Source organism: Profundibacter sp. (assembly GCF_965277155.1).
Lineage (GTDB): Bacteria > Pseudomonadota > Alphaproteobacteria > Rhodobacterales > Rhodobacteraceae > Profundibacter.
Genome location: NZ_CBDIBV010000010.1, coordinates 319,540 through 340,305, shown reverse-complemented (window position 1 = coordinate 340,305; position 20,766 = coordinate 319,540). Strand labels below are relative to the sequence as shown.

General features: G+C 57.5%; 17 protein-coding genes and 1 pseudogene. 6 read left to right on the top strand and 12 right to left on the bottom strand.

Going from position 1 to position 20,766, the window contains the following annotated elements; all coding sequences use genetic code 11:
- Positions 1–19: 19 nt before the first annotated feature.
- Positions 20–1,303: an ABC transporter substrate-binding protein gene (locus ACQY4M_RS09545; RefSeq protein WP_428543466.1), complete on the bottom strand. Its 1,284-nt coding sequence runs from the start codon at positions 1,301–1,303 to the stop codon at positions 20–22.
- A gap of 289 nt (positions 1,304–1,592) precedes the next feature.
- Between ACQY4M_RS09545 and ACQY4M_RS09540 the strand changes: the two genes are divergently transcribed.
- Both ACQY4M_RS09540 and ACQY4M_RS09535 read left to right on the top strand, forming a co-directional pair.
- Positions 1,593–2,725 (top strand): IS3 family transposase gene (locus tag ACQY4M_RS09540; protein WP_428539245.1). Its coding sequence is split into 2 segments (ribosomal slippage): positions 1,593–1,845 and positions 1,845–2,725, totalling 1,134 coding nucleotides; the frame shifts between segments, so codons are not numbered across the junction.
- 87 nt (positions 2,726–2,812) lie between these two features.
- Positions 2,813–3,328, top strand: coding sequence for a hypothetical protein (locus tag ACQY4M_RS09535; protein WP_428543464.1), 516 nt, complete (start codon positions 2,813–2,815; stop codon positions 3,326–3,328).
- Positions 3,329–3,521: 193 nt separating this feature from the next.
- Here ACQY4M_RS09535 and ACQY4M_RS09530 read toward each other — a convergent pair whose 3' ends face one another.
- Entirely contained in the window at positions 3,522–3,851 is a 330-nt protein-coding gene (locus tag ACQY4M_RS09530) for a hypothetical protein (RefSeq protein WP_428543462.1), read from the bottom strand.
- Positions 3,848–4,792, bottom strand: coding sequence for a DnaJ C-terminal domain-containing protein (locus tag ACQY4M_RS09525; protein ID WP_428543460.1), 945 nt, complete (start codon positions 4,790–4,792; stop codon positions 3,848–3,850). Before ACQY4M_RS09525 ends, ACQY4M_RS09530 begins: the two co-directional genes overlap by 4 nt.
- 177 nt (positions 4,793–4,969) lie before the next feature.
- On the opposite strand from ACQY4M_RS09525, the pseudogene ACQY4M_RS09520 reads away from it, so the two are divergent.
- The 4 genes and pseudogenes from ACQY4M_RS09520 to ACQY4M_RS09505 all read left to right on the top strand — a co-directional run bounded on the left by ACQY4M_RS09520 (position 4,970) and on the right by ACQY4M_RS09505 (position 9,422).
- Positions 4,970–7,460: pseudogene (locus tag ACQY4M_RS09520) on the top strand (GcvT family protein).
- Positions 7,461–7,569: 109 nt separating this feature from the next.
- Positions 7,570–8,613: an IS5 family transposase gene (locus ACQY4M_RS09515; protein ID WP_428539227.1), complete on the top strand. Its 1,044-nt coding sequence runs from the start codon at positions 7,570–7,572 to the stop codon at positions 8,611–8,613.
- Positions 8,614–8,678: 65 nt separating this feature from the next.
- Positions 8,679–8,891, top strand: a complete 213-nt coding sequence (locus tag ACQY4M_RS09510; protein WP_428543458.1) for a hypothetical protein — start codon at positions 8,679–8,681, stop codon at positions 8,889–8,891.
- Positions 8,892–8,990: 99 nt separating this feature from the next.
- Positions 8,991–9,422 carry a DUF6789 family protein gene (locus ACQY4M_RS09505; RefSeq protein WP_428543456.1) on the top strand — a complete coding sequence of 144 codons (432 nt, stop codon included), beginning with the start codon at positions 8,991–8,993 and terminating at the stop codon, positions 9,420–9,422.
- Here the strand turns inward: ACQY4M_RS09505 and ACQY4M_RS09500 are convergent.
- The 9 genes from ACQY4M_RS09500 to xdhA form a co-directional block, all read right to left on the bottom strand.
- Positions 9,419–10,492, bottom strand: a complete 1,074-nt coding sequence (locus ACQY4M_RS09500) for an NAD(P)/FAD-dependent oxidoreductase (RefSeq protein WP_428543454.1) — start codon at positions 10,490–10,492, stop codon at positions 9,419–9,421. The genes ACQY4M_RS09505 and ACQY4M_RS09500 overlap by 4 nt on opposite strands.
- 97 nt (positions 10,493–10,589) lie before the next feature.
- Positions 10,590–11,663 (bottom strand): BMP family ABC transporter substrate-binding protein, encoded by a 1,074-nt coding sequence (locus tag ACQY4M_RS09495; RefSeq protein ID WP_428543452.1) that lies wholly within the window; start codon positions 11,661–11,663, stop codon positions 10,590–10,592.
- Position 11,664: 1 nt separating this feature from the next.
- The gene (locus ACQY4M_RS09490; protein WP_428543450.1) at positions 11,665–12,435 is read right to left on the bottom strand and encodes an ion transporter; all 771 of its coding nucleotides are present in this window, start codon (positions 12,433–12,435) and stop codon (positions 11,665–11,667) included.
- Positions 12,436–12,443: 8 nt separating this feature from the next.
- Entirely contained in the window at positions 12,444–13,376 is a 933-nt protein-coding gene (locus ACQY4M_RS09485) for an ABC transporter permease (protein WP_428543448.1), read from the bottom strand.
- Entirely contained in the window at positions 13,376–14,461 is a 1,086-nt protein-coding gene (locus tag ACQY4M_RS09480) for an ABC transporter permease (protein ID WP_428543446.1), read from the bottom strand. The genes ACQY4M_RS09485 and ACQY4M_RS09480 overlap by 1 nt, the downstream gene beginning before the upstream one ends.
- On the bottom strand, positions 14,454–15,971 hold the full coding sequence (locus ACQY4M_RS09475; protein ID WP_428543444.1) for an ABC transporter ATP-binding protein: 1,518 nt from the start codon (positions 15,969–15,971) through the stop codon (positions 14,454–14,456). The genes ACQY4M_RS09480 and ACQY4M_RS09475 overlap by 8 nt, the downstream gene beginning before the upstream one ends.
- Positions 15,968–16,927 (bottom strand): xanthine dehydrogenase accessory protein XdhC, encoded by a 960-nt coding sequence (gene xdhC, locus ACQY4M_RS09470; RefSeq protein ID WP_428543442.1) that lies wholly within the window; start codon positions 16,925–16,927, stop codon positions 15,968–15,970. The genes ACQY4M_RS09475 and xdhC overlap by 4 nt, the downstream gene beginning before the upstream one ends.
- On the bottom strand, positions 16,924–19,230 hold the full coding sequence (gene xdhB / locus ACQY4M_RS09465; protein ID WP_428543440.1) for a xanthine dehydrogenase molybdopterin binding subunit: 2,307 nt from the start codon (positions 19,228–19,230) through the stop codon (positions 16,924–16,926). The genes xdhC and xdhB overlap by 4 nt, the downstream gene beginning before the upstream one ends.
- The gene (gene xdhA, locus ACQY4M_RS09460) at positions 19,227–20,603 is read right to left on the bottom strand and encodes a xanthine dehydrogenase small subunit (RefSeq protein ID WP_428543438.1); all 1,377 of its coding nucleotides are present in this window, start codon (positions 20,601–20,603) and stop codon (positions 19,227–19,229) included. The genes xdhB and xdhA overlap by 4 nt, the downstream gene beginning before the upstream one ends.
- Between the last annotated feature and the right edge of the window lie 163 nt (positions 20,604–20,766).

Sequence of the window (20,766 nt, the reverse complement as noted above, 5' to 3'; positions counted from 1 at the left end):
TCAGGGGAGGGGTGTGGTGCTAAAACGACTGCGTGGTGTAATCCACTTCGTCCGGATAAAAGCCGTCCTCAAGCGATGTGGTGTGCTGCACCACCAACTTGCCGCCTTCGACCTTGGAAATATACTGCGGGCCGAACACCTGATGGGTTTTGCCGTTAAACAGCTTGGCCCCTTGGGGGTGTTCGTTGCTTTCGGGCATATCGGTGATTGCCTCGACCGCCTCGATCAGTTTTGTGCGGTCTTGTGGGCCGGCATAACCGGCGGCTTCCATGCCCTGTTTGATCACATACAGGGTTTCCCAACAGCCGAACATATGGGCGTAGGTCGAGACATTCGTCGGGTCCTCTACGGCTGCACCATTCTCATCCACACCCACAGCGGCGCGATAGAATTTGTCATAGTCTGTCTGGTCAGCCTGCGCATACCGCGGCATGCCTTCCCAGAAATGCGTGCCTTCCAGGAATTCCAGCCCCGGCGTGGCGAAATCCACCGCTTCAAGCGAATCGATAAAGCCAAAGATTTGCGGTGCAGAAGGGCCGAAAAACTCGCCCATTTCCTTGACAAATGTCAGAACAGACGGGCCGACCATGACGTGATAGATCACCTCGGTTTCGCGTGGAATCTGCGGGAAATATTTGGTGAACGAGGTTTCGGTTGGCGGGATCGCCAGTTTGGCGACCACTTCGCCACCCTGTTTTTCGATCGCCGCGCTAAAGAAATCACGATGGTTATGACCAAATGCAAAATCGGGGAAAATCATCGTGACCTTTTTCCCCAGATTGCTGGCAACAAACGGTGCCATCGCCTGAACCTGGCTTTTCACATCGGTGATGCCCGGTTGCAGGGTGTAGCGGTTCAACATGCCGGATGCCACATGGTGCCCTTCTGAGACCACGAAATAAGGCATCTTCAGTTCAGCCGCACGGGGGGCAGACCCAATCACCACATGGGAAAACAACGTGCCATAGGCAATGTCACACCCATGCTGGTTGGCGAATTTTTCCAATACTTCGGCGCCGCGTTTGGGATCGGTGCCGTCATCCTCGGCCACGATTTCAACGGGGCGGCCGTTGATGCCGCCAGCGTCATTGATCACTTTGGTTGCGGCCATTGTGGTGCGTTCATACCAGCGGCCATAGGCGGCCCCGATGCCGGTGCGGTGCACCTGAAAGCCGATTTTGATCGGGGCGGCACTGGTGCCTGCATGGGCAAATCTGGTAACGTCGGGCAGCGCCGAGGCAGCCCCTACAGCCGCCATGCCCGTCAGGATCTTGCGGCGGGTTGGAAATGTTTTCTTCGCCATTTATTATTCTCCCTAAGTGTTGGTTCGACGGGCCGTTTATCAGCCTTCTGTCGTTAATTGTATCACAAGCACACGGATTTTCGCCGGTGAATTCTGGCGCGGGTGCCGTAGAAATTAATTCGTATACAAATAAGTTTATTGGTGCCTGTCAAGAATTATGACGAGGATCAATTAATAGAAACACTGCCGTTTGCAGCAATAATTTAGTTTTGGGTGCTGTGTCAGAGGTGGTCGCGGAAATTCGGACCAGTTGTTAAGGTGGATCGACTTATGAGAAAGACGATTCAAAATGACGAAACGAAAGAACCATTCTCCCGAATTCAAAGCCCGCGTTGCGCTTGAAGCAATCCGCGAGGAAATGACGATGGCGGAGCTGTCGAAGAAGTATGGTGTGCATCCAACCCAGATTGGCACATGGAAACGAGCAGCGATTGAAAACATGGCCACGGCATTTTCCAGACGGGGCCGTGATCCTGATCGGGTTGATGAAGCCCAGATTGAGAAGCTGCACTCCAAGATTGGTCAGCTGGTCGTGGAACGGGATTTTTTAGCCAACGCCTCGCAACAGTTGCTCGGGAAGCGAGGCAAAAAATGGTGAGCCGTGAGCATGATCTGAGTGTGCGACGACAATGCGGGCTACTTTCTCTGGCGCGCTCGAACCTGTATTACCAGCCAAAAGGCGAAAGTGCTGAAAATTTGCGGTTCATGACAATAATCGACAAGCAATTCTTGCAGACGCCGTGGTATGGATCACGGCAAATGGCCCGGCACATGCAGCGCCAAGGTTACAAGTGTGGTCGCCACAGGGTCCGCCGTTTGATGCGGCTGATGCGGTTGGTTCCGATCTACCAGACGCCCAACACGAGCAAGAAACATCCGCAGCATAAGATCTACCCGTATCTGCTGCGAGACCTGACGATTGATCGTCCAAACCATGTGTGGTGCGTAGATATCACCTACATTCCGATGCAGCGCGGGTTCCTCTATTTGGTCGCGATCATGGACTGGCACAGCCGCAAGGTTTTGAGCTGGAGATTGTCAAACAGCATGGAGGCAGATTTTTGCGTTGAAGCCCTGAAAGAGGCTATGGCCAAATACGGCAAGCCCGATATCATGAACAGCGACCAGGGCAGCCAGTTCACCGGGTTTGAATGGACGCAGGCGCTGAAAGAAGCCGACGTGAAAATCTCGATGGATGGCAAAGGTCGCTGGGTCGATAACCGGATGATCGAGCGGCTTTGGCGATCCTTGAAATACGAATGCATTTACCTCAACGCATTTGAAACGGGTTCGCAGACCCGCGCCGGGATCGGGAAATGGTTGGCTTACTACAACACCGAGCGCCCGCATTCCACCCACGGAATATTGACCCCGGATGAAGCCTATGACAGAAAAACAAAACCAATGAGTTTGGCAGCCTAAATGAAACCCTGATCCATCTTAAACTGGCTGCTGACTGGTCAAAAAAGTGGGACCACCTCTGATAAGCTATGGCAAGATGGTTCGCCATTGCTACAAAGCGGATTTCAATGCTGGGCCAGAGCAAAAGGGGACATAGAAAGCCCCGAGTTTGAGCCGATCCGGCCATATTTAATGGTTTTCCGAAAACATGAAGATGACTGGATTTGTGTCGAAATCGGAAGCAAGTCGTCGTATGCCACATGGTATGGCTGGAGTTGGGAGCGAAGCAGCGTCGGTCGCGGAATTGCGGATTTGCCAGGGGGGGCTGGATACGCAAACCTGATGACGCAACCTTTTCGGGATGTGCAGGCACGTGGTTGTGTTCGTCTGGATCATATACATTCCGTTTTGGCTGACGAAACAGGTGAGAAACTAATTCCTGCCAGTTTCCAGCGTCTATTGATGGGATGCCTTTTCCCCGATGGCAGTTTTGCGCTGGCGGCGCTGGTGGATCGGACCCATAATATTGATATTCCCAGTCTTGATCCGTCTGTGGCAAGGTCTATGCCAGATGAACTGGTTATGAACATTTCGGCAGCTGACTTGGGCGAAACCAACACCTGATCCGCCTAGGGAATTCCAGAGAGCAAACAATCACGAGGCGAGTGTTTGGGCAGGTTTTTTTAACTTTTCCTTTGCGCGGAATGCTGCCAAACCAAGAAACCTGAAATAGAAAGAGCCGTTAACGAGTTCACGCATTCAGGGTTATGAATGCATCCCCGCTGTAAAACGGAGATGCAGGCGCGCATTTTCAGGGCTACATTTCCTTCAGTGCGGCAATGATCCGGCCACGCAAATCATCTGGCTGGGCCTCGATTGCGGACATTACGCGCCGCAATTCGGAACGCACCCCGTGCAGCTGGTCAATCAATGATAGAACCACGCCAAGCGCGTCCCCCTGCAGATCAAACTGTTCATCCAGATCGCAGATCAGTTCGATTCGTGCCAGATCGGCAGCCGTGTAAACTGGCCCGCTTTCCGATTGTGCCGGGCACAGAAATTCATGCTGCACATAGGTGGTCAGGCGCGACGGGGTCAGGCGGGTGATGGTGGTGATCACCTGTTCTTCGGAATAATAACGGGTCATGATGTCATTCCTTTCCGCGGATCATAGGCGTGGTCCTTGCGCCAGTCCTGCATGAATTTCTCAAGATCGGCATCGATTTCGGGCGGCATTTTGATTTGCAGCTCGACCTTCTGATCGCCTTTCTTGCTCCCCCGTTTCACCCCTTTGCCGCGCAGGCGCAGGGTTTGGCCGGAACTGGCCCCTTTGGGGATGGTCAGGTTCACGGTGCCGTGGATTGTCGGGGTGGGCACTTTGCCGCCCAGAACGGCCTCGTCGATGGTGATCGGCAGGATGACGTGAATATCGTCACCCTCGCGTTTGAATACCTTGTGCGGGCGCACGTTGATGGTGACATAGGCGTCACCACGCGGCCCCTTGCCGTATCCTTCGCCCCCCTTGCCGCGCAGGCGGATGGTTTGCCCGTCGCGAGTGCCTTCGGGGATTTTCACCTCGAGGTTATCACCGGATGGCAGGGTGATGCGTTTCTTGCCGCCCTTTACGGCATCCATAAAATCGACCTCGAGCATGTAGCGAGCATCGGCACCGCGGGCATCAAACCCGCCACCGCCAAAGCCGCCACCGGCCCCGCCAGCCGCACCTTGGGCCTGACGCTGGCGCAGGATGTCGGCAAAGATGTCGGACATATCGCCGAAATCCTCGTAGCCGTGGGTGTTGCCATAGCCATGCCCCGGCTGTTCGGCGTATTCACGATAGAATTTGCGTTCAGGCTGTTTTTCGGCCCCTGTCGCATCAATTTCACCCGCATCAAAACGGCGGCGCTGTTCCTTGTCTTTCAACAGGTCATAGGCTGCCGAGGCTGCCTTGAATTTGGCTTCGGCGGTGCTGTCGCCCGGATTCAGGTCCGGGTGGTGTGTGCGCGCAATCTTGCGATAAGCCTTTTTGATCTCTGCGTCTGTCGCGGATTTCTTGAGGCCGAGTGCGCTATATGGGTCGTTGCTCATCGGCGTGTGCTCCAAAATTCTGGTGTTGCATTGAATATAGGCACGTTGCGGCAGGAATAAAGGTGGAAATGACGTTTTTGGATGTCGTTTTTGGCTGGCAAGGGTCGGGTGCTGTTTGACCTGTGGTTGCGGGATGCGGCATGTTCATTGCAACATGAATTCGGTGGAGAGTCGGCTATGAAAACGCAAGTCAAAGCATTGGTTGTCGGGGGCGGGGCTGTTGGCACCGCGATTGCCTATCATCTGGCCAAGGCCGGTTGGGATGATGTGGTCCTGCTTGAGCGCGACGAGCTTACGTCGGGCTCTACATGGCACGCTGCTGGCCTGCTGCCGCTGTTCAACATGTCCTATGCCACCACACATATCCACAAATACTCGGTCGAGTTCTATAAATCGCTTGAGGAAGAAACCGGCCTGAACGCCGGTTTTGCCGTGGTGGGCAACCTGCGGATGGCGCAGACGCAGGAGCGCATGAATGAATACATGCTTTATGCCTCGACCGCCGAAACCTGCGATGTGCCGTTTGAATGGCTGTCGCCCGAGCAAATCAAGGAACGCTGGCCGCTGATCCGCACCGAGGATCTGAAGGGCGCACTTTACCACAACACCGACGGCTATATTAACCCCGCCGATGTAACGATGGCGATGGCCAAGGGTGCGCGCCAGCGGGGTGTCGAGATTATCCGCAAGATGCAGGTGGACGCCTATCACTGGAACGGCGAAGCCTGGGAAGTGACCTGCACCAAGATGGTGGAAAAGGGCGGCAATCTGGTGCCCTCTGACGAACAGGTGGTGATCACGGCGGAACATGTGGTGACGGCGACGGGCAACCACGCGCAACGCACGGCGAAACTGCTGGGCATCAAAATTCCGGCTATTCCGGTGGAACACCAGTTTATTGTGATGGAACAGGACCCCGCATTGGTCGAGTTTCGCAAGGACCATCCCGAACACCCCGTAATCCGGGACGCCGATGCGCAAAGTTACGTTCGCGAGGAACGCGGCGGCTGGATTTTGGGCGTGTATGAAAAAGGCGCGCCCGCGCGGTTTGAGCATGGTGTACCCGACAGTTTCCGCGCCGATCTGTTCCCGCTGGATCTGGACCGGATCGAGGAGCAGTATCTGGCGATGATCCACCGCATCCCGTCCTGCGAGGAATCCGGCCTGAAGGACGATTTCAACGGCCCGATCTGCTATACCCCTGACGGCAACCCGCTGGTTGGCCCCGCGCCGGGACTGCGTAACATGTGGCTGGCCGAAGGGTTTTCATTCGGCATCACCGCCGCCGGTGGCACCGGCTATTATCTGGCGCAGATGATGGTCGATGGCGAAGCCGAGATCGACATGGCGTCATTGGACCCCAAACGGTACGGCGACTGGATGACCACCGAATACGGTGCCCGCAAGAATGAAGAGTGCTACGAGCACGTTTACATCCTGCACCACCCCGACGAAGAACGCCCCGCATGCCGCCCCTTGCGTACCGCGCCCTGCTATGACCGGATGAAAGATGCCGGCGCGCAATTTGGTTGTGTGAATGGTTGGGAGCGCCCGAACTATTTTGCCCCAGAAGGGTTCAATGACCATGATGCGCGGTCGTTTAGGCGCGGCGGCTGGTGGCAATACGCGGTGGACGAGGCCAAGGCGATCCGCGAAAACGTCGGCCTGATTGACGCCACCGCCTTTACCAAACACCGTGTCAAAGGGCCGGGCGCGACGGCGTTTCTGGACTGGTTCACCTGTAACAAACTGCCCAGCATTGGCCGCATCAACCTGACCTATGCGCTGACACCGGCAGGCACCACCCGCACCGAATACACCATCGTGCGCCAGGGCGAGGATGAGTATTATCTGGTCTCGGCCGGTGCATGGACCGAATATGACGCCGATTACCTGCGCAAATGCGCCGCCGATAAGGCAGATGAATTCGGCTATATCGAAATCCAGAACGTCACCACGCAATATGGTGTCTTCGCCATTGCCGGTCCCAAATCGCGCGATGTGCTGAAGAAAATCATCAGCGATGCCGAGCCGGAAACGGCGTTGTCCAACAAACGCTTTCCGTGGCTGTCGGCCAAACAGATCGAACTGGGCATGTGTCCGGTCAACGCGATCCGTGTGGCCTATACGGGTGAGCTGGGCTGGGAGCTGCACCACCCGATCGAGATGCAGAATTATCTGTTCGATCTGATCATGAAAGCAGGCAAGGAATACGGGCTGAAACTGGTTGGCGCGCGGGCGCAGAACTGGTTGCGGCAGGAAAAATCCTATCGTGCGTTCGGCACCGAACTGGGCCGTGATGCAACCCCGCTCGAGGCAGATTTGCCCCGCTTTGTGAATATGGACAAAGAGTATCAGGGCAAGGATGCGATGCTGGCCAAAGGTATTCGCAGCAAATGCGTCACCCTGCTGATAGACGGGCCGGAGGACGCCGACCCGTGGGGCCGCGAGGCATTGATCCATGACGGAAAACGTGTCGGGCGCCTGACATCGGGGGGCTATTCCGTGGCCTTTGGGAAATCCATCGGCATGGGTTATGTGCCGCCGGAACTGGCCGAGGTCGGCACAAAGCTGAAGGTGCGCATGTTCCGCGATTTGTGGGATGCCGTGGTGGTCGAGGACAGCCCGTATGATCCCAAAAAATACGTCAATTCGCGTGGACGGGTAAGTATGGTTGCGACCAAACATTAGGGAACCTCTAAAAATCCCCCAAAATCCGGCCTGACGGGGTAGAATCGTCATCAGGATGAAAATGATTCGACCGACGGGGTTTTGTCATGGGTCAGATGGGATTTTTTGATCTTTCCAGCCGATACGCGGGACTGGACAAATCTGGTGATCCGCTGGTGTTGCTCAACGACATGGTGCCGTTCGAGGATTACCGGGACGAGCTGAAGGCCATATGGCGCACGCCGCCCGAACAGCGCAAATCCAACGCTGGCCGCCCGCCTTGGGATGAGGTGCTGATATTCAAGACGATGGTTTTGCAGCAGCTCTACAACCTCTCTGACGATCAGATCGAGTATCAGATCCGCGACCGCCTGTCGTTCATGCGGTTTCTCGGCCTTGGCATTGAAGACAGCGTACCTGACGCCAAGACCATCTGGGCCTACCGTGAAAGGCTGGCCGGGGCCGGGAAGATGAAGGAGCTGTTTGACAAGTTCGATGCCTTTCTGCGCGAAAAGGGCTATCTGGCGATGGGCGGGCAGATTGTTGATGCGAGCATCGTTCCGGCGCCGCGCCAGCACAACAAAAGGGACGAGAACGAGAAAATCAAGGCGGGCGAAACGCCTGAAGAGTGGGAGGAAAAACCCCACAAGAAGCGCCAGAAGGACGTGGATGCGCGCTGGACGAAGAAGCACGGCAAGAGCTATTACGGCTACAAGAACCACATCAATGTCGACCGGCGGCACAAATTCATCCGCGCTTATGATGTCACCGATGCCGCCGTGCATGACAGCCAGGCGCTTGCCGGTCTGATTGATGCGAGCAACACCTCATCGGACCTGTGGGCCGACAGCGCCTATCGCTCGCAAAAGATCGAAAGCGAGCTGGAAGAGCGGGGGCTTCACAGCCATATCCATCACAAGGGCAGGCGCGGCAAGCCGCTTGGCGAGCGCCAGCAAAAGGCCAACCGGAGGCGCTCGAAAGTGCGGGTCCGGGTCGAGCATGTATTCGCTTTTCAGGAGCGCTCCATGGGCGGCAAGCTGATCCGCTCCATCGGCCTGAAGCGGGCGCGATTTCGCATCGGGATGATGAACCTGGTCTACAACATGAAGCGCTTCGTCCAGTTCGAATGCGGCCTGGCGGCGCCGGGATAAGGGTTCATGGGGTGAGGTGTGCCTGAAATACCCAAAACCGGCTTGAAACCGGTGAAAATGGGTTTATGATCCGAAGCAATCAGGCGGGACAGGCGAAAAACCGTCCACCCCGCCGCGAAGAAGGCGAAAACGGGAATTTACAGAGGTTCCCATTAGGGTGTTTGGTTGCGATGTTCTTTGGGCCAAGACCACACGGCTCCATATTTCCAAGGCTATTAGGCCGCTATAATGGTTTTACATTTTTATGTGAAAACATAGACTTACAGTCTATTTCTTAACATTAGGCCACACAAATTCCTGTCACAAAAAGAATGTGTTGTTTTGCAGCCTATGGGTGTGCACACTAGAGGGACAGGAATAAAACAGGGAATATGGATATGAAACCGACGAACACTATGGCCTTTTTAGGCGGATTGATCGGCACGATCGTGATGACTTTGATGATGATGTATATGGCCCCGGTGATGACAGGCGCCCCGATGGATATTGCTGCGATGCTGGGCGGGATGCTGGGTGGCTGGACCGTCGGAATGGTGGTGCATCTGGTAATGGGAATAATTGTTTTCCCACTGGTTTATGTGCTGTTCTTCTATCACTTGATTGGTGGCACCCCGTTTTTTCGCGGGTTGGTTTACGGGGTTTTGTTGTGGTTGGTTGCAGTTGTGGTTGTCATGCCGATTGCCGGTGCGGGCGTGTTGATGAGCAACGTTGGCGGCATGATGGCGGTGATTGCCGCCTTGATTGGGCATTTGGTTTATGGCGGAATATTGGGGGCGGTCGCGGGTCACGGCCCGATGCGCAAGACCTAGGAAAACCGTGACGGGGACAGGGCGGTGGCGATGTCGGCGCCAATTTCCGGCGACTGCCCTGTGACCAGATCGGCAATCAAACGGCTGGCGGCTGGCGCGGTTTGAAAGCCATAGCCGCCCTGACCACCCAGCCAGTAGAATGTCGGATCAGACACATCCGCGCCGATGACCAGCGCGCGGTCAGGCGAAAACGTACGCAAGCCTGCCCACGAGGTTTCCAGACGTGTGACGGCTTCGGTGACCATTTCCTCGTAACGGGCCAGCCCTTCGGCCAGAACCATATCGTCGGCCCAGGCGTCATGCGGCTCGACCGGGTCTTCGTCTGATGGTGAAACGATCCACTTGCCCGCATCCGGTTTGGCGTACCAGCGTTCATTCACACCGTCCAGAAACGGCCATGTTGAAACGTCATGCCCGCCGGGGGCCGGGATGCGGGCCATTGAACGGCGGTAGGGTTGAAACCCCAGCGGGGCGATACCGGCAAGGCGGGCGATTTCGTCAACCCATGCACCGGCGGCGTTGATCAGGATGTTGGCGTGGTAAGTTTCCTCGCCGGCTTGCACCTGCCAACGGTCGGCGGTTTTGGCAATGGCGCTGACGCGGGATTTTTGCACGATGTTGACGCCATCACGCCGTGCCTGCGCGGTATAGCTTTGCAATAGGCGGTCGGCGTCCAGATCATGGGCATCGGCGCGGTAGGCGGCATAGGCGCAAGTATCGGGTTTCAGGATCGGCACATGGGTACGTGCCTGATCCATGCTGATTTCCTGCATGTTGAAATGGGCGGCCTCGGCCACGAAATCATCGCGTTCATGGGGGCGGGCGAACATCATCATGCCGCGCGGGGTCAGGATGCCGGCGGATTCGTGATGGTCTGCACTGGCGTAATTAAGGGCACGCACAACGTCGTTGCCGTAGTCCTTCAGGAACATCGCGGCCGAGCGGCCCGAGGCGTGATAGCCGAGTGCGTCTTCGGCTTCCAGCAAAGTGACAGAGGCGTGCGGGGCCAAAGCTGCCGCAGCCGAGAGGCCGGCGATACCGCCGCCTATGATCAGTATATCGGTTTTCATGTGCGATTAGTGGCATGGTCTGACCAAAAGGAAAAGGCCCAGCCGGGGCTGGACCTTTGCATTATTTTCCCTGCCACAGGGGCAGGGCGATTGGCGCTTAGTTGGGAATTTCGCCTTCAATGCCTTCAACGTAGAAACCCATACCGGCCAAGGTGCCGTCATCGGCGACTTCGCCCTCTGCCAGCCATGCGCTGCCGTCCTGCTTGTTCAGCGGGCCGGTGAACGGATGGTAGGTGCCGGCGGCGATGCTGTCGGCCAGTGCCTGTGCCTCGGCCTTTACATCATCCGGAAGCGCATCCGAGAACGGCGCCAGCACAACCATGCCTTCTTTCATACCGTTCCAAGTGTTGCCGGATGTCCATGTGCCATCCATCGCCGCCTTGGTGCGCTCGACATAATATGGTCCCCAGTTGTCGATGATCGCTGTTAACTGGGCGTGCGGTCCGAATTTTGACATGTCGGATGCCTGACCAAAGGCATAGATGCCTTTTTCTTCGGCAATGGTCATGGCAGCAGGGGAATCGGTGTGCTGCATGATCACGTCAACGCCCTGTTCGATCATCGCGGTGGCCGCATCGGCCTCTTTTGCGGGATCAAACCAAGTATAGACCCAAACCACTTTGAATTCGACATCCGGGTTCACCTTTTTGGCGTGGATATAGGCCGAGTTGATGCCACGGATAACTTCGGGGATTGGGAACGAGGCGATATAGCCGATCTTGTTGGTTTTGGTCATGCGACCGGCGATGGTACCGATCACGGCACGGCCTTCATAAAAACGGGCCGAGTATGTGGCGACGTTGTCGGCCTGTTTGTAGCCGGTGGCGTGCTCAAACCGCACATCGGGGAATTTGGCGGCAACATTCTGCACCGCGTCCATATAGCCAAAGGATGTGGCATAGATCAGCTTGGTGCCTGACAGCGCCATTTGCGTCAGAACGCGTTCGGCATCGGCCCCTTCGGGAACACTTTCGACAAAGGTGGTCTCAACCTTGTCGCCCAGTGCTTCTTCGATCGTTTTGCGGCCCTGATCGTGCTGGTAGGTCCAGCCGAAATCGCCAGTTGGTCCGACGTAGATAAAGCCGACTTTCAGTTTCTCTTCGGCAAAAGCCGCAGTCGATAGGCCAAGAGCCAGTACAGCCCCCGCCAGAATGGATTTGAATGATACCATGTTAGTCTCCCTGTTGTGTATCCTGAGCAGAATCAGTGTGTTTCTTCTTCTTTTTCTTCTTTACCCGTTTTGGGTCGGTTTGTGTCTCTAAAAGTGCAGCTGTGACAATCGCGGCAGGCACGGCGACAACGCCAAGGCCGATAAACAGCACAAACGTTGTAAATATCCGCCCGCCGGTGGTGATTGGCACCAGATCACCATAGCCAACCGTGGTCAGCGAGGCGACAGCCCACCACAGGCTGATCGGGATCGAGGAAAAGTTTTCTGGCTGGGCTTCGTGTTCGAACAGGTAAATACCAACGGCGCTGACATATAATACCAGCGCTGCGATGATGACAAAAATCAGCAGTTCGCCCTTGACTTGGGAAAAGGCGCGGGTCAGGCGATCAAAGGCCAGCGATGTGCGGAACAGTTTGAACAAACGCACCAGCCGGATCAGGCGCAGGGTGCGGATCGCCTGCCATTCTTCCTGTATAAACAACAGGGCCGGAAGACAGGCCAGCAGGTCAATGATGCCCCAAAAGCTGAAGACATAGCGCAAAGGACGTTCCGAGCAGGTCAGGCGCAGCACATATTCGCCAACGAAAACTGTCAGGATGAAGATTTCGAAATAATAGAGCGCGTTATGGATTGCAGGCGGAAAGCTGTCGACGGTTTCCAGTGAAATCGCCAGTGCCGACAGCAGGATCAGCGCATGCAAGATGAACGCGACGGTTCGCCCCACTTGCCCGTGGTGGCCGTCCAGTATCTCGATCACATCGCGACGGGTCATGGAAATCCTTAATGGGTTGCGTGGAAAATGCGGCCAAGGGCAGCAGGGGCGTTCATGGCGCTGCGCGCTTTGGAGGAGGACATGATAACCAGCACAAGGATGGTGATCAGGTAAGGCGACATTGACAGATATTGCACCGGAATATTGACGCCTGCCGCTTGCAGGTTGAACTGCAGCACGGTGACGCCGCCAAACAGATAGGCCCCCAGCAATACGCGCCACGGTTTCCAACTGGCAAACACCACGATCGCCAGCGCGATCCAGCCGGCACCGGCCGTCATGCCCTCGGTCCATTGCGGCACGCGGATCAGCGATAGATACGCGCCGCCAAGGCCCGCACAGGCGCCGCCAAACATAATGGCAAGGACACGGATGCGCACCACCTTGTAGCCCAGTGCGTGAGCAGCATCGTGGTTTTCACCCACCGCCCGCAAGATCAGGCCAAGACGGGTATATTTCAACACGGCCCAGACGATGGCGATCAAAAGGATGGCGAAATAGACCATCAGGTCATGGCGAAACAGGGTTTGCCCCAACACGGGGATATCCGAGAGTAGCGGGATGTGCAGTTTCGGGGTGGAAGGGGGTTTGATGCCCGCATAGCTTTGGCCGATCAGCGCCGACAGGCCAAGACCGAACAAGGTTAACGCCAGCCCCGAAGCCACCTGATTGGCCAGCAAAATTTGCGTAAGGAACGCAAACAGCAGCGACAGGATCGCCCCCGCCGCCGCAGCCGCAACAAAGCCCAGCAGCGGGCTGCCGGTTTCCACTGCTACGGCAAAGCCGCAGATTGCGCCGATGATCATCATGCCCTCGACGCCCAAATTCAGCACACCCGATTTTTCCACCACCAGTTCGCCAATTGCGGCCAGCATGATCGGCGTTGCCGCCACCATAAGCGATGCAATCAGCAGCACGGGGTTGATTGTTGACAGGTCCATTACGCGGTCTCCGTTCTGCTAAAGCGGATGCGGAAATTCACCAGCATGTCAAAGGCCAGCAGGAAGAACAGCAACATCCCCTGAAACGCCTGAATGGCCGGTTTGGGCAGACTTAGCATCAGCTGTGCCAGATCACCGCCGATATAGGTCAGCGCCATCAACAGACCGGCCAGCAGGATACCAACCGGATGCAAGCGGCCAAGAAAGGCCACGATGATCGCGGTAAAGCCGTATCCCTGATTGAAATCCGTGGTGATCTGACCTGCGGGGCCGGTGACCTCGAACAGACCGGCAAGGCCTGCCAGCACACCGGAAATGCCAAAACACAAGACCACCAGCCGGTTCGGGTTAACCCCGCGAAAACGAGCGGCGCGTGGCGACTGGCCCGCAAGGGTGATTTGATAGCCCATGATGTGACGCGTCATCATCACATAGGCGAAAATCACCGCGATAAAGGCCATGACAACGCCCCAGTGCATACCGGTGCCGGTGATCAGTTCCGAATTGGTCACCACATCGTAATCCCTGAAATTGCGCGACCCCGGAAAGCCATGGCCCTCTGGATTGCGCAACAGGCCGAATGACATTGCCGACATGATATGTTCGGCCACATAGACCAGCAGCAGCGACACCAGAATTTCATTGGTGTTGAATTTGGTGCGCAAAATGGCGGGGATCATTGCCCACAACCAGCCGCCAAACGCGCTGGCAATCACCATCAGCGGAAAGATATACCAACCGCCTGCAGGGTAAAACGCCAGCCCCACGGTGGCACCGGTGATCGCGCCGATGATATACTGCCCCTCGGCGCCGATATTCCAGATACCGGCACGAAAGCCGAAACTAAGCCCGATCGCAATCAGGATCAGCGGCCCCGCTTTGACCAGCAGTTGCGGGCGAGAATATGACGCGAATTGTTCGGAAAATAGCGGATCCCAAAAGATGATCCTGATCGCCTCGACAGGGTCTTTGCCCAGAATGGCAAACAGAATGCCACCGGCTACCATCGTGGCGATTACCGCCAGAACGGGTGTTGCAATTGTCCATGCCTTTGACGGCGTGGGCCGTTTTTCCAGCCTAAGCATGCGCCACCTCCTGTTCTTCCATTCCGCCCAGCATCAGGCCAATTTCCTCGACCGTCAGCCCCTTGGTGGGGCGCGGGCGGGTCAGGTGGCCTTCGTTCAGGGCGCAGAAATTGTCGGAAACTTCCATCAACTCGTCCAGGTCTTGACTGATCACCACAACCGCCGCACCCTTGCCCGCAAGGTCCATCAGTGCCTGCCGGATGGCGGCAGCGGCCGAGGCATCCACCCCCCATGTCGGCTGGTTCACCACCAGCACACGCGGGTTCTGCAACACCTCGCGCCCGATCACGAATTTCTGCAGATTGCCGCCGGATAATGCCCGCGCTGCCGTGCGTGCCCCCGGTGTGCGCACGTCAAAATCGGCAATCACCTTTTTGGCAAATGCGCGGGTCTTGGCCCAGTTCACAAACCCGTTGCTGACCAGATTTTCGCGGATCGCGGCGGTCAACAGGGCGTTTTCCGTCAGGCTCATGTCTGGGGCGGCAGCATGGCCCAGCCGTTCCTCGGGCGCGGCCAGTATTCCCAACGCGCGGCGTTCGTTCGGACCCAGATGGCCAATCAGCCTGCCTTCAAATGTCACGGTCTGCTCGGCACTGGGCGTTTCGCCGGACAAGGCGGCCAGCAATTCATCCTGCCCGTTGCCCGCTACCCCGCCGATCCCCAGTATTTCGCCAGCACGCACGGTCATATTTACCGATTTCAAAGATGTGCCGAATTGCGTGGTGGCGGGGACGTAAAGGTCTTTCACCTCCAGCACCACCTCGCCAAATTCACCCGCATCCCGCAGCGGTTGGTGCAGCGCACTGCCCACCATCATTTCCGCCAACTCGCGCGCCGATTTTTCGCGCGGGTTGCAGGTATCGACCACCACCCCGTGCCGCAAAATCGTGGCGCTGTCGCAAATGTCGCGGATTTCTTCCAGTTTGTGGGAAATATACAGGATCGCCGTGCCCTCGGAGGACAGTTTGCGCAGGGTCTGGAACAGCACTTCCACCTCTTGCGGGGTCAGCACGCTGGTGGGTTCGTCCATGATCAACAGCTTGGGGTCTTGCAGCAGGCAGCGGATAATCTCGACCCGCTGGCGTTCGCCCGCCGACAATTCCCCGATCAGCCGTTCGGGGTCCAGCGGCAGACCATAATCATGGCTGACCTTGGTGATCCGTGCCGACAGTTCCCCGTGTTTGGGTGGGTTTTCCATGCCCAGCGAAATGTTTTCAGCCACAGACAGCGCCTCGAACAGGGAAAAATGCTGGAACACCATCGCCACACCGGCGGCACGGGCCGCGCGTGGTTCGGGCGGGGCAAAACTGTCGCCCATCAGGGTCATTGCGCCTGCATCCGGCCGCACCAGCCCGTAGATCATTTTCACCAGCGTGGATTTGCCCGCCCCGTTTTCCCCCAGCAGCGCATGTACCTCGCCTGCGTCAATGCCAAAGGACACATGATCATTGGCAACCACGCCCGGATAGGCCTTGGTCAGCCCGTCAATCATCAGCAATCTGTCGGTCATTCTTCCCCCGTTGCGCACATCATGCCCGTTCGGGATTCTCTTTGTGCGCGGTCCTGCAATAACTTGTGTGCTATGCTGACTGCAATAGCCTGTGGTTCCTTGCCCAATGACGGATCGCCAATCGGGCAGGTGATGCGGGTGATTTCATCGGCTGTATGGCCCAGTTTCTCCAGCCGTGAATGGAACCGCACCCATTTTGTTTTCGAGCCGATTAAACCGGCATAGGCAAAGCTGTGGTTCAGCAATGCATGGCAGATTTCCAGATCAATGCCGTGGCTCATCGTCATGATGAAATGATGTGCGTCTTTAGGGGCATGTTTCACCAGCGCCGCCATGTCCTTGGCCATCAAAGGGGTGACGCCAAGGGGCAGTTCCACCGGCATCCGCGCCGCTTCGGTGTCAATCAGCGTGACGGCAAATTCCGGTAGCGGAGCCAGCACATCTGCCAGTGCCCGACCCACATGGCCTGCGCCGAATATCCAAACCGGCGTGGCTGCCTGCCACAGGGATTCCGCCAGCCAGCCATTGATCAGTGTCGGTGGTATCTGCGTATTTCCGGCGGCATCGATTTTGCGTTGCAGGGCAGGGGGCATATCGCCTGTTTCCCCGCCAATCGGACGGGCAAAAACATGCGCGCCCTCATCCGGCAGATTGTCAGCCATGAACCGCTCGAACACCAGCGCCACCGTGCCGCCGCAGCATTGCCCCAGCGCAGGCCCCAAAGGTTCGGTCATCTGCATCGAGGGCACCCCGCCATCCAGCATTGCCCGCGCCCGTTTCGTGGCCTCGAACTCCAGCGCGCCACCACCGATGGTGCCCGACTGCCCACCGTCCCAAACCAGCATCGCCGTGCCCGCCCCGCGCGGGGCTGATCCTTTGGTGCCGGTGACGATCACCCGCACCACCGTTCCATGCGCCTGCACCGCATTCGCCAATTCCCCCCTGCGAAAGCTCATGCCGATCCTTTCTGCCGTTTCACCGCCATCAAAATACGTTCAGGCGTAGCGGGCGCGTCAAGCGCGGGATAGATGTCACCACAGGCCGCCACCGCATCCGAAATCGCCAAAAACGCCGAGATCCCGTTCACAAACGGCGGCTCTCCCACCGCTTTTGAGCGATAGATCGTATCTTCCTGATTGCGACCATTCCACAGGGCCACATTGAATACATCTGGCCGGTCCGAACAGGCGGGAATTTTATAGGTCGAAGGTGCGTGTGTCTTCAAATGCCCCTTGTCGTCCCAGACCAGTTCCTCCATCGTCAGCCATCCGGCGCCCTGCACATAGGCCCCTTCCACCTGTCCGATGTCCAGATCAGGGTTCAGTGACGCGCCCGCGTCATGCAGAATATCGGCGCGCAAAATGCGGTTTTCACCGGTCAGCGTGTCAATCACCACTTCCGTTACCGCAGCACCGTAAGCGAAATACAAAAACGGTCGCCCGCGCCCCTTGGTCCGGTCCCAACGGATTTTTGGCGTCTTGTAAAATCCGGTGGCCGACAGGCTGATCCGCCCCTCATAGGCCAGCTGCGCGGCGCGGGCAAAAGTGAACTGCCGCCGCCCAACATTCACCATGCCATCGGCGAACACCACATCTGATGGCTTCTTGCCCTGCTGATCTGCCAGAAATGCGGCAATCCGCCCGCGCAATTCCTCGCAGGCGGCTTTTACGGCCATGCCGTTCAGGTCCGATCCGCTGGATGCCGCGGTGGCCGATGTATTGGGCACTTTGGCGGTATCGGTCGCGGTGATCTTGACGGCCTCGAGCCCGACACCGAACACCTCTGCCGCCACCTGCGCCACCTTCTGGAACAACCCTTGCCCCATCTCGGTGCCACCGTGGTTCAGATGGATCGAGCCATCCTGATAGACATGCACCAGCGCGCCGGCCTGGTTCAGATGGGTCAGGGTAAAACTGATCCCGAACTTCACCGGCGTCAGGGCTATTCCCTTCTTCAACACCGGATTGGCTGCGTTCCACTTGGCAATCGCCGCGCGGCGTGCATGGTAACCGGACCTTTCCGCCAGTTCAGCCACCAGCTCGTTCAGAATAAAATCCTCGACCTGCTGACCATAAGGCGTTTCCTGCATCTGTTTCTTTTTCGCGGAAATATCCCCGCCGGAGGCATAAAAGTTTTTCTGGCGCACCGCCAGAGGATCAAGCCCCAGCGTCGCCGCAACATGGTCCATCACCCTTTCCACCCCGACAATCCCCTGCGGCCCGCCAAAGCCGCGATAGGCGGTGGCCGATTGGGTGTTGGTACGCAGCCGGTGACTGGTGATGCGGATATCGGGCAAATGATAGGCATTGTCGGCATGCAGCATGGCACGGTCCGCCACCGGCAGGCTTAGGTCCTGAGACCAGCCACAGCGGGCGTATTGGGTGAACTCGATGCCGCTGATCCGGCCCTCGTCATCAAACCCCACCTGATAATCCACGCGGAAATCATGGCGTTTGCCTGTAATGACCATATCGTCATCGCGATCATAACGTATCTTGCAGGGGCGTTTGAGCTGCCGCGCCACCACGGCACAGGCCACAGCCAGCGCATTGCCCTGACTTTCCTTGCCGCCAAACCCGCCACCCATGCGCCGGGTTTCCACCCGCACCGCATTCATCGACAGCCCCAAAGCGTGCGATACCTTGTGCTGAATTTCGGTCGGGTGCTGGGTGCTGGAATGCACCAGCATATCTCCACCTTCCTGCGGGATCACCAATGCGGCCTGACCTTCCAGATAGAAATGCTCCTGCCCGCCCATGGTGATGTTGCCCTGAAGGGTGTGTTTGGCTTCCTTCAACGCCCCGTCCGCATCGCCCTTGGTCCAGATCACAGGGCCACCTTCGAACCGGCTGTCGGCAAACAGCGCATCCTCGATGGTCAGGATGGCAGGTTTTTCGGCATATTCGATTTTACCCAGCCTTGCGGCCTTGCGCGCCGCCAGATGGCTGGTCGCGACCACGATAAACACCGGCTGGCCGACATAATGAACCGTGCCATCCGCCAGCAAGGGTTCGTCATGGGCGGCAGGCGATACATCGCAATCGGGTGGCAGATCATCCGCCGTCAGCACCGCAATCACGCCATCGGCCGCACGCACTGCGCCCAGATCCATCGCGGTGATGTCGCCATGCGCCACATTGGACAGGCCGAAGGCCAGATGCAGGCAATCGGCCGTAACCGGAATGTCGTCGATATAACGCGCCTCCCCCGTCACATGCAGCGGGGCGGAATCATGGGGCAGGGGTTTTCCAACGCTCATGGCTGCACCTCCAGAACATTGACGGGCGTACCCTGATCCTCGAAATAACAGCGCAGCAGCATATTTTGTGCCGTTTCCAGCCGGTAACCGGCACTGGCGCGCATGTCGCTTAGCGGGGTGAAATCCTGTGCAAACCCGTCACGGGCGGCGGTAACGGTTTCTTTGGTCCAGTCCTGCCCGATCAGCGCCTGCTCCACATGCGTGGCCCTTTTCGGTGTGCCGGCCATGCCGCCAAAGGCGATGCGGGCCGCTGTGACCTTACCGCCCTTAACCGCAATATTGAAACAGCCGCAAACGGCGGAAATATCCTGATCAAAGCGTTTGGACAGCTTGTAGCATTTCAGCCGGTCCGCTTGTCGTGGCACGCTGATCGCCTCGACAAATTCGCCCGCTTTGCGGTCCTGTTTACCATAGGCAACAAAGAAATCCTCAAGCGGCATCTCGCGCCGCTTGTCCCCGCGCCGCAGATGTAACGTGGCCCCCAGGGCGATCAACGCGGGCGGGCCATCGCCGATGGGCGAGCCATTGGCAATGTTCCCGCCAATCGTCGCGGCATTGCGGATTTGGGTCGAGGCATAGCGGCGCAACATCGCAGCAAACGAGGGATGATAATCCGCCATCACCTGTTCCAGCGCGGTGATGGTCACACCCGCCCCGATACGGATCATATCCTTGCCCGCCTCGATCTGTTTCATTTCGTCAATACCGCCCAGAAAGGCCACTTTGGGCAGATCCATTAAGCGTTTTGTCAGCCACAGCCCCACATCTGTCGCCCCGCCCACCAGCGTGGCGTCGGGGTTATCCAGATACCAGTCTGCCAGCGCGTCCACCGTGACCGGCGCGTAGGGCGGGGTTAACCCCGCCACCCCTTCCAGCGCGGCCAAATCCCCGGCCATCCACTCGGGCACATCCATACCTTCCACAGCCTCGGCCGCGCGGATGATTGGGGCATATCCGGTGCAGCGGCACAGGTTGCCCGCCAGCACATCGTCATGGTTTTTCGCGCCGTTCATATGCCCGACCGCCAGCGATACCACGATCCCCGGCGTGCAGAACCCGCATTGCGAACCGTGATGTTTCACCATCGCCTCCTGCACCGGATGTGCTGTGCCGTCCGGCGCGCTGATCCCCTCGACCGTGCGCACCGCCTTGCCGTGCAACTGCCCCATTAGCAGGATACAGGCATTCAGTGATTTCGCGCCATCAGTATCCGTCACCATCACGGTGCAGGCGCCGCAATCGCCCTCGTTGCAGCCTTCTTTGGTTCCGGTCAAATGTTTGGATTCGCGTAGCCAGTCCAGCAACGTGCGCGTTGGCGGCACATCGGTCAGGCGTTGGGCTTCTCCGTTCAGAAGAAACACGATGTCAGTCATAAAATTTCCGTGCCGCGTTCTTTACCGTCAGGCCCTGTGCACCCCCCGCCCGATGCGACGTAAAGCAGATGGGTGCGACCGTTTGACCGGAATCAGCAAACCCGATGCACCGCTGCAAAGCAATATTTTTGTTATCAATTAAAGTCGAAAAATTGTATACCAA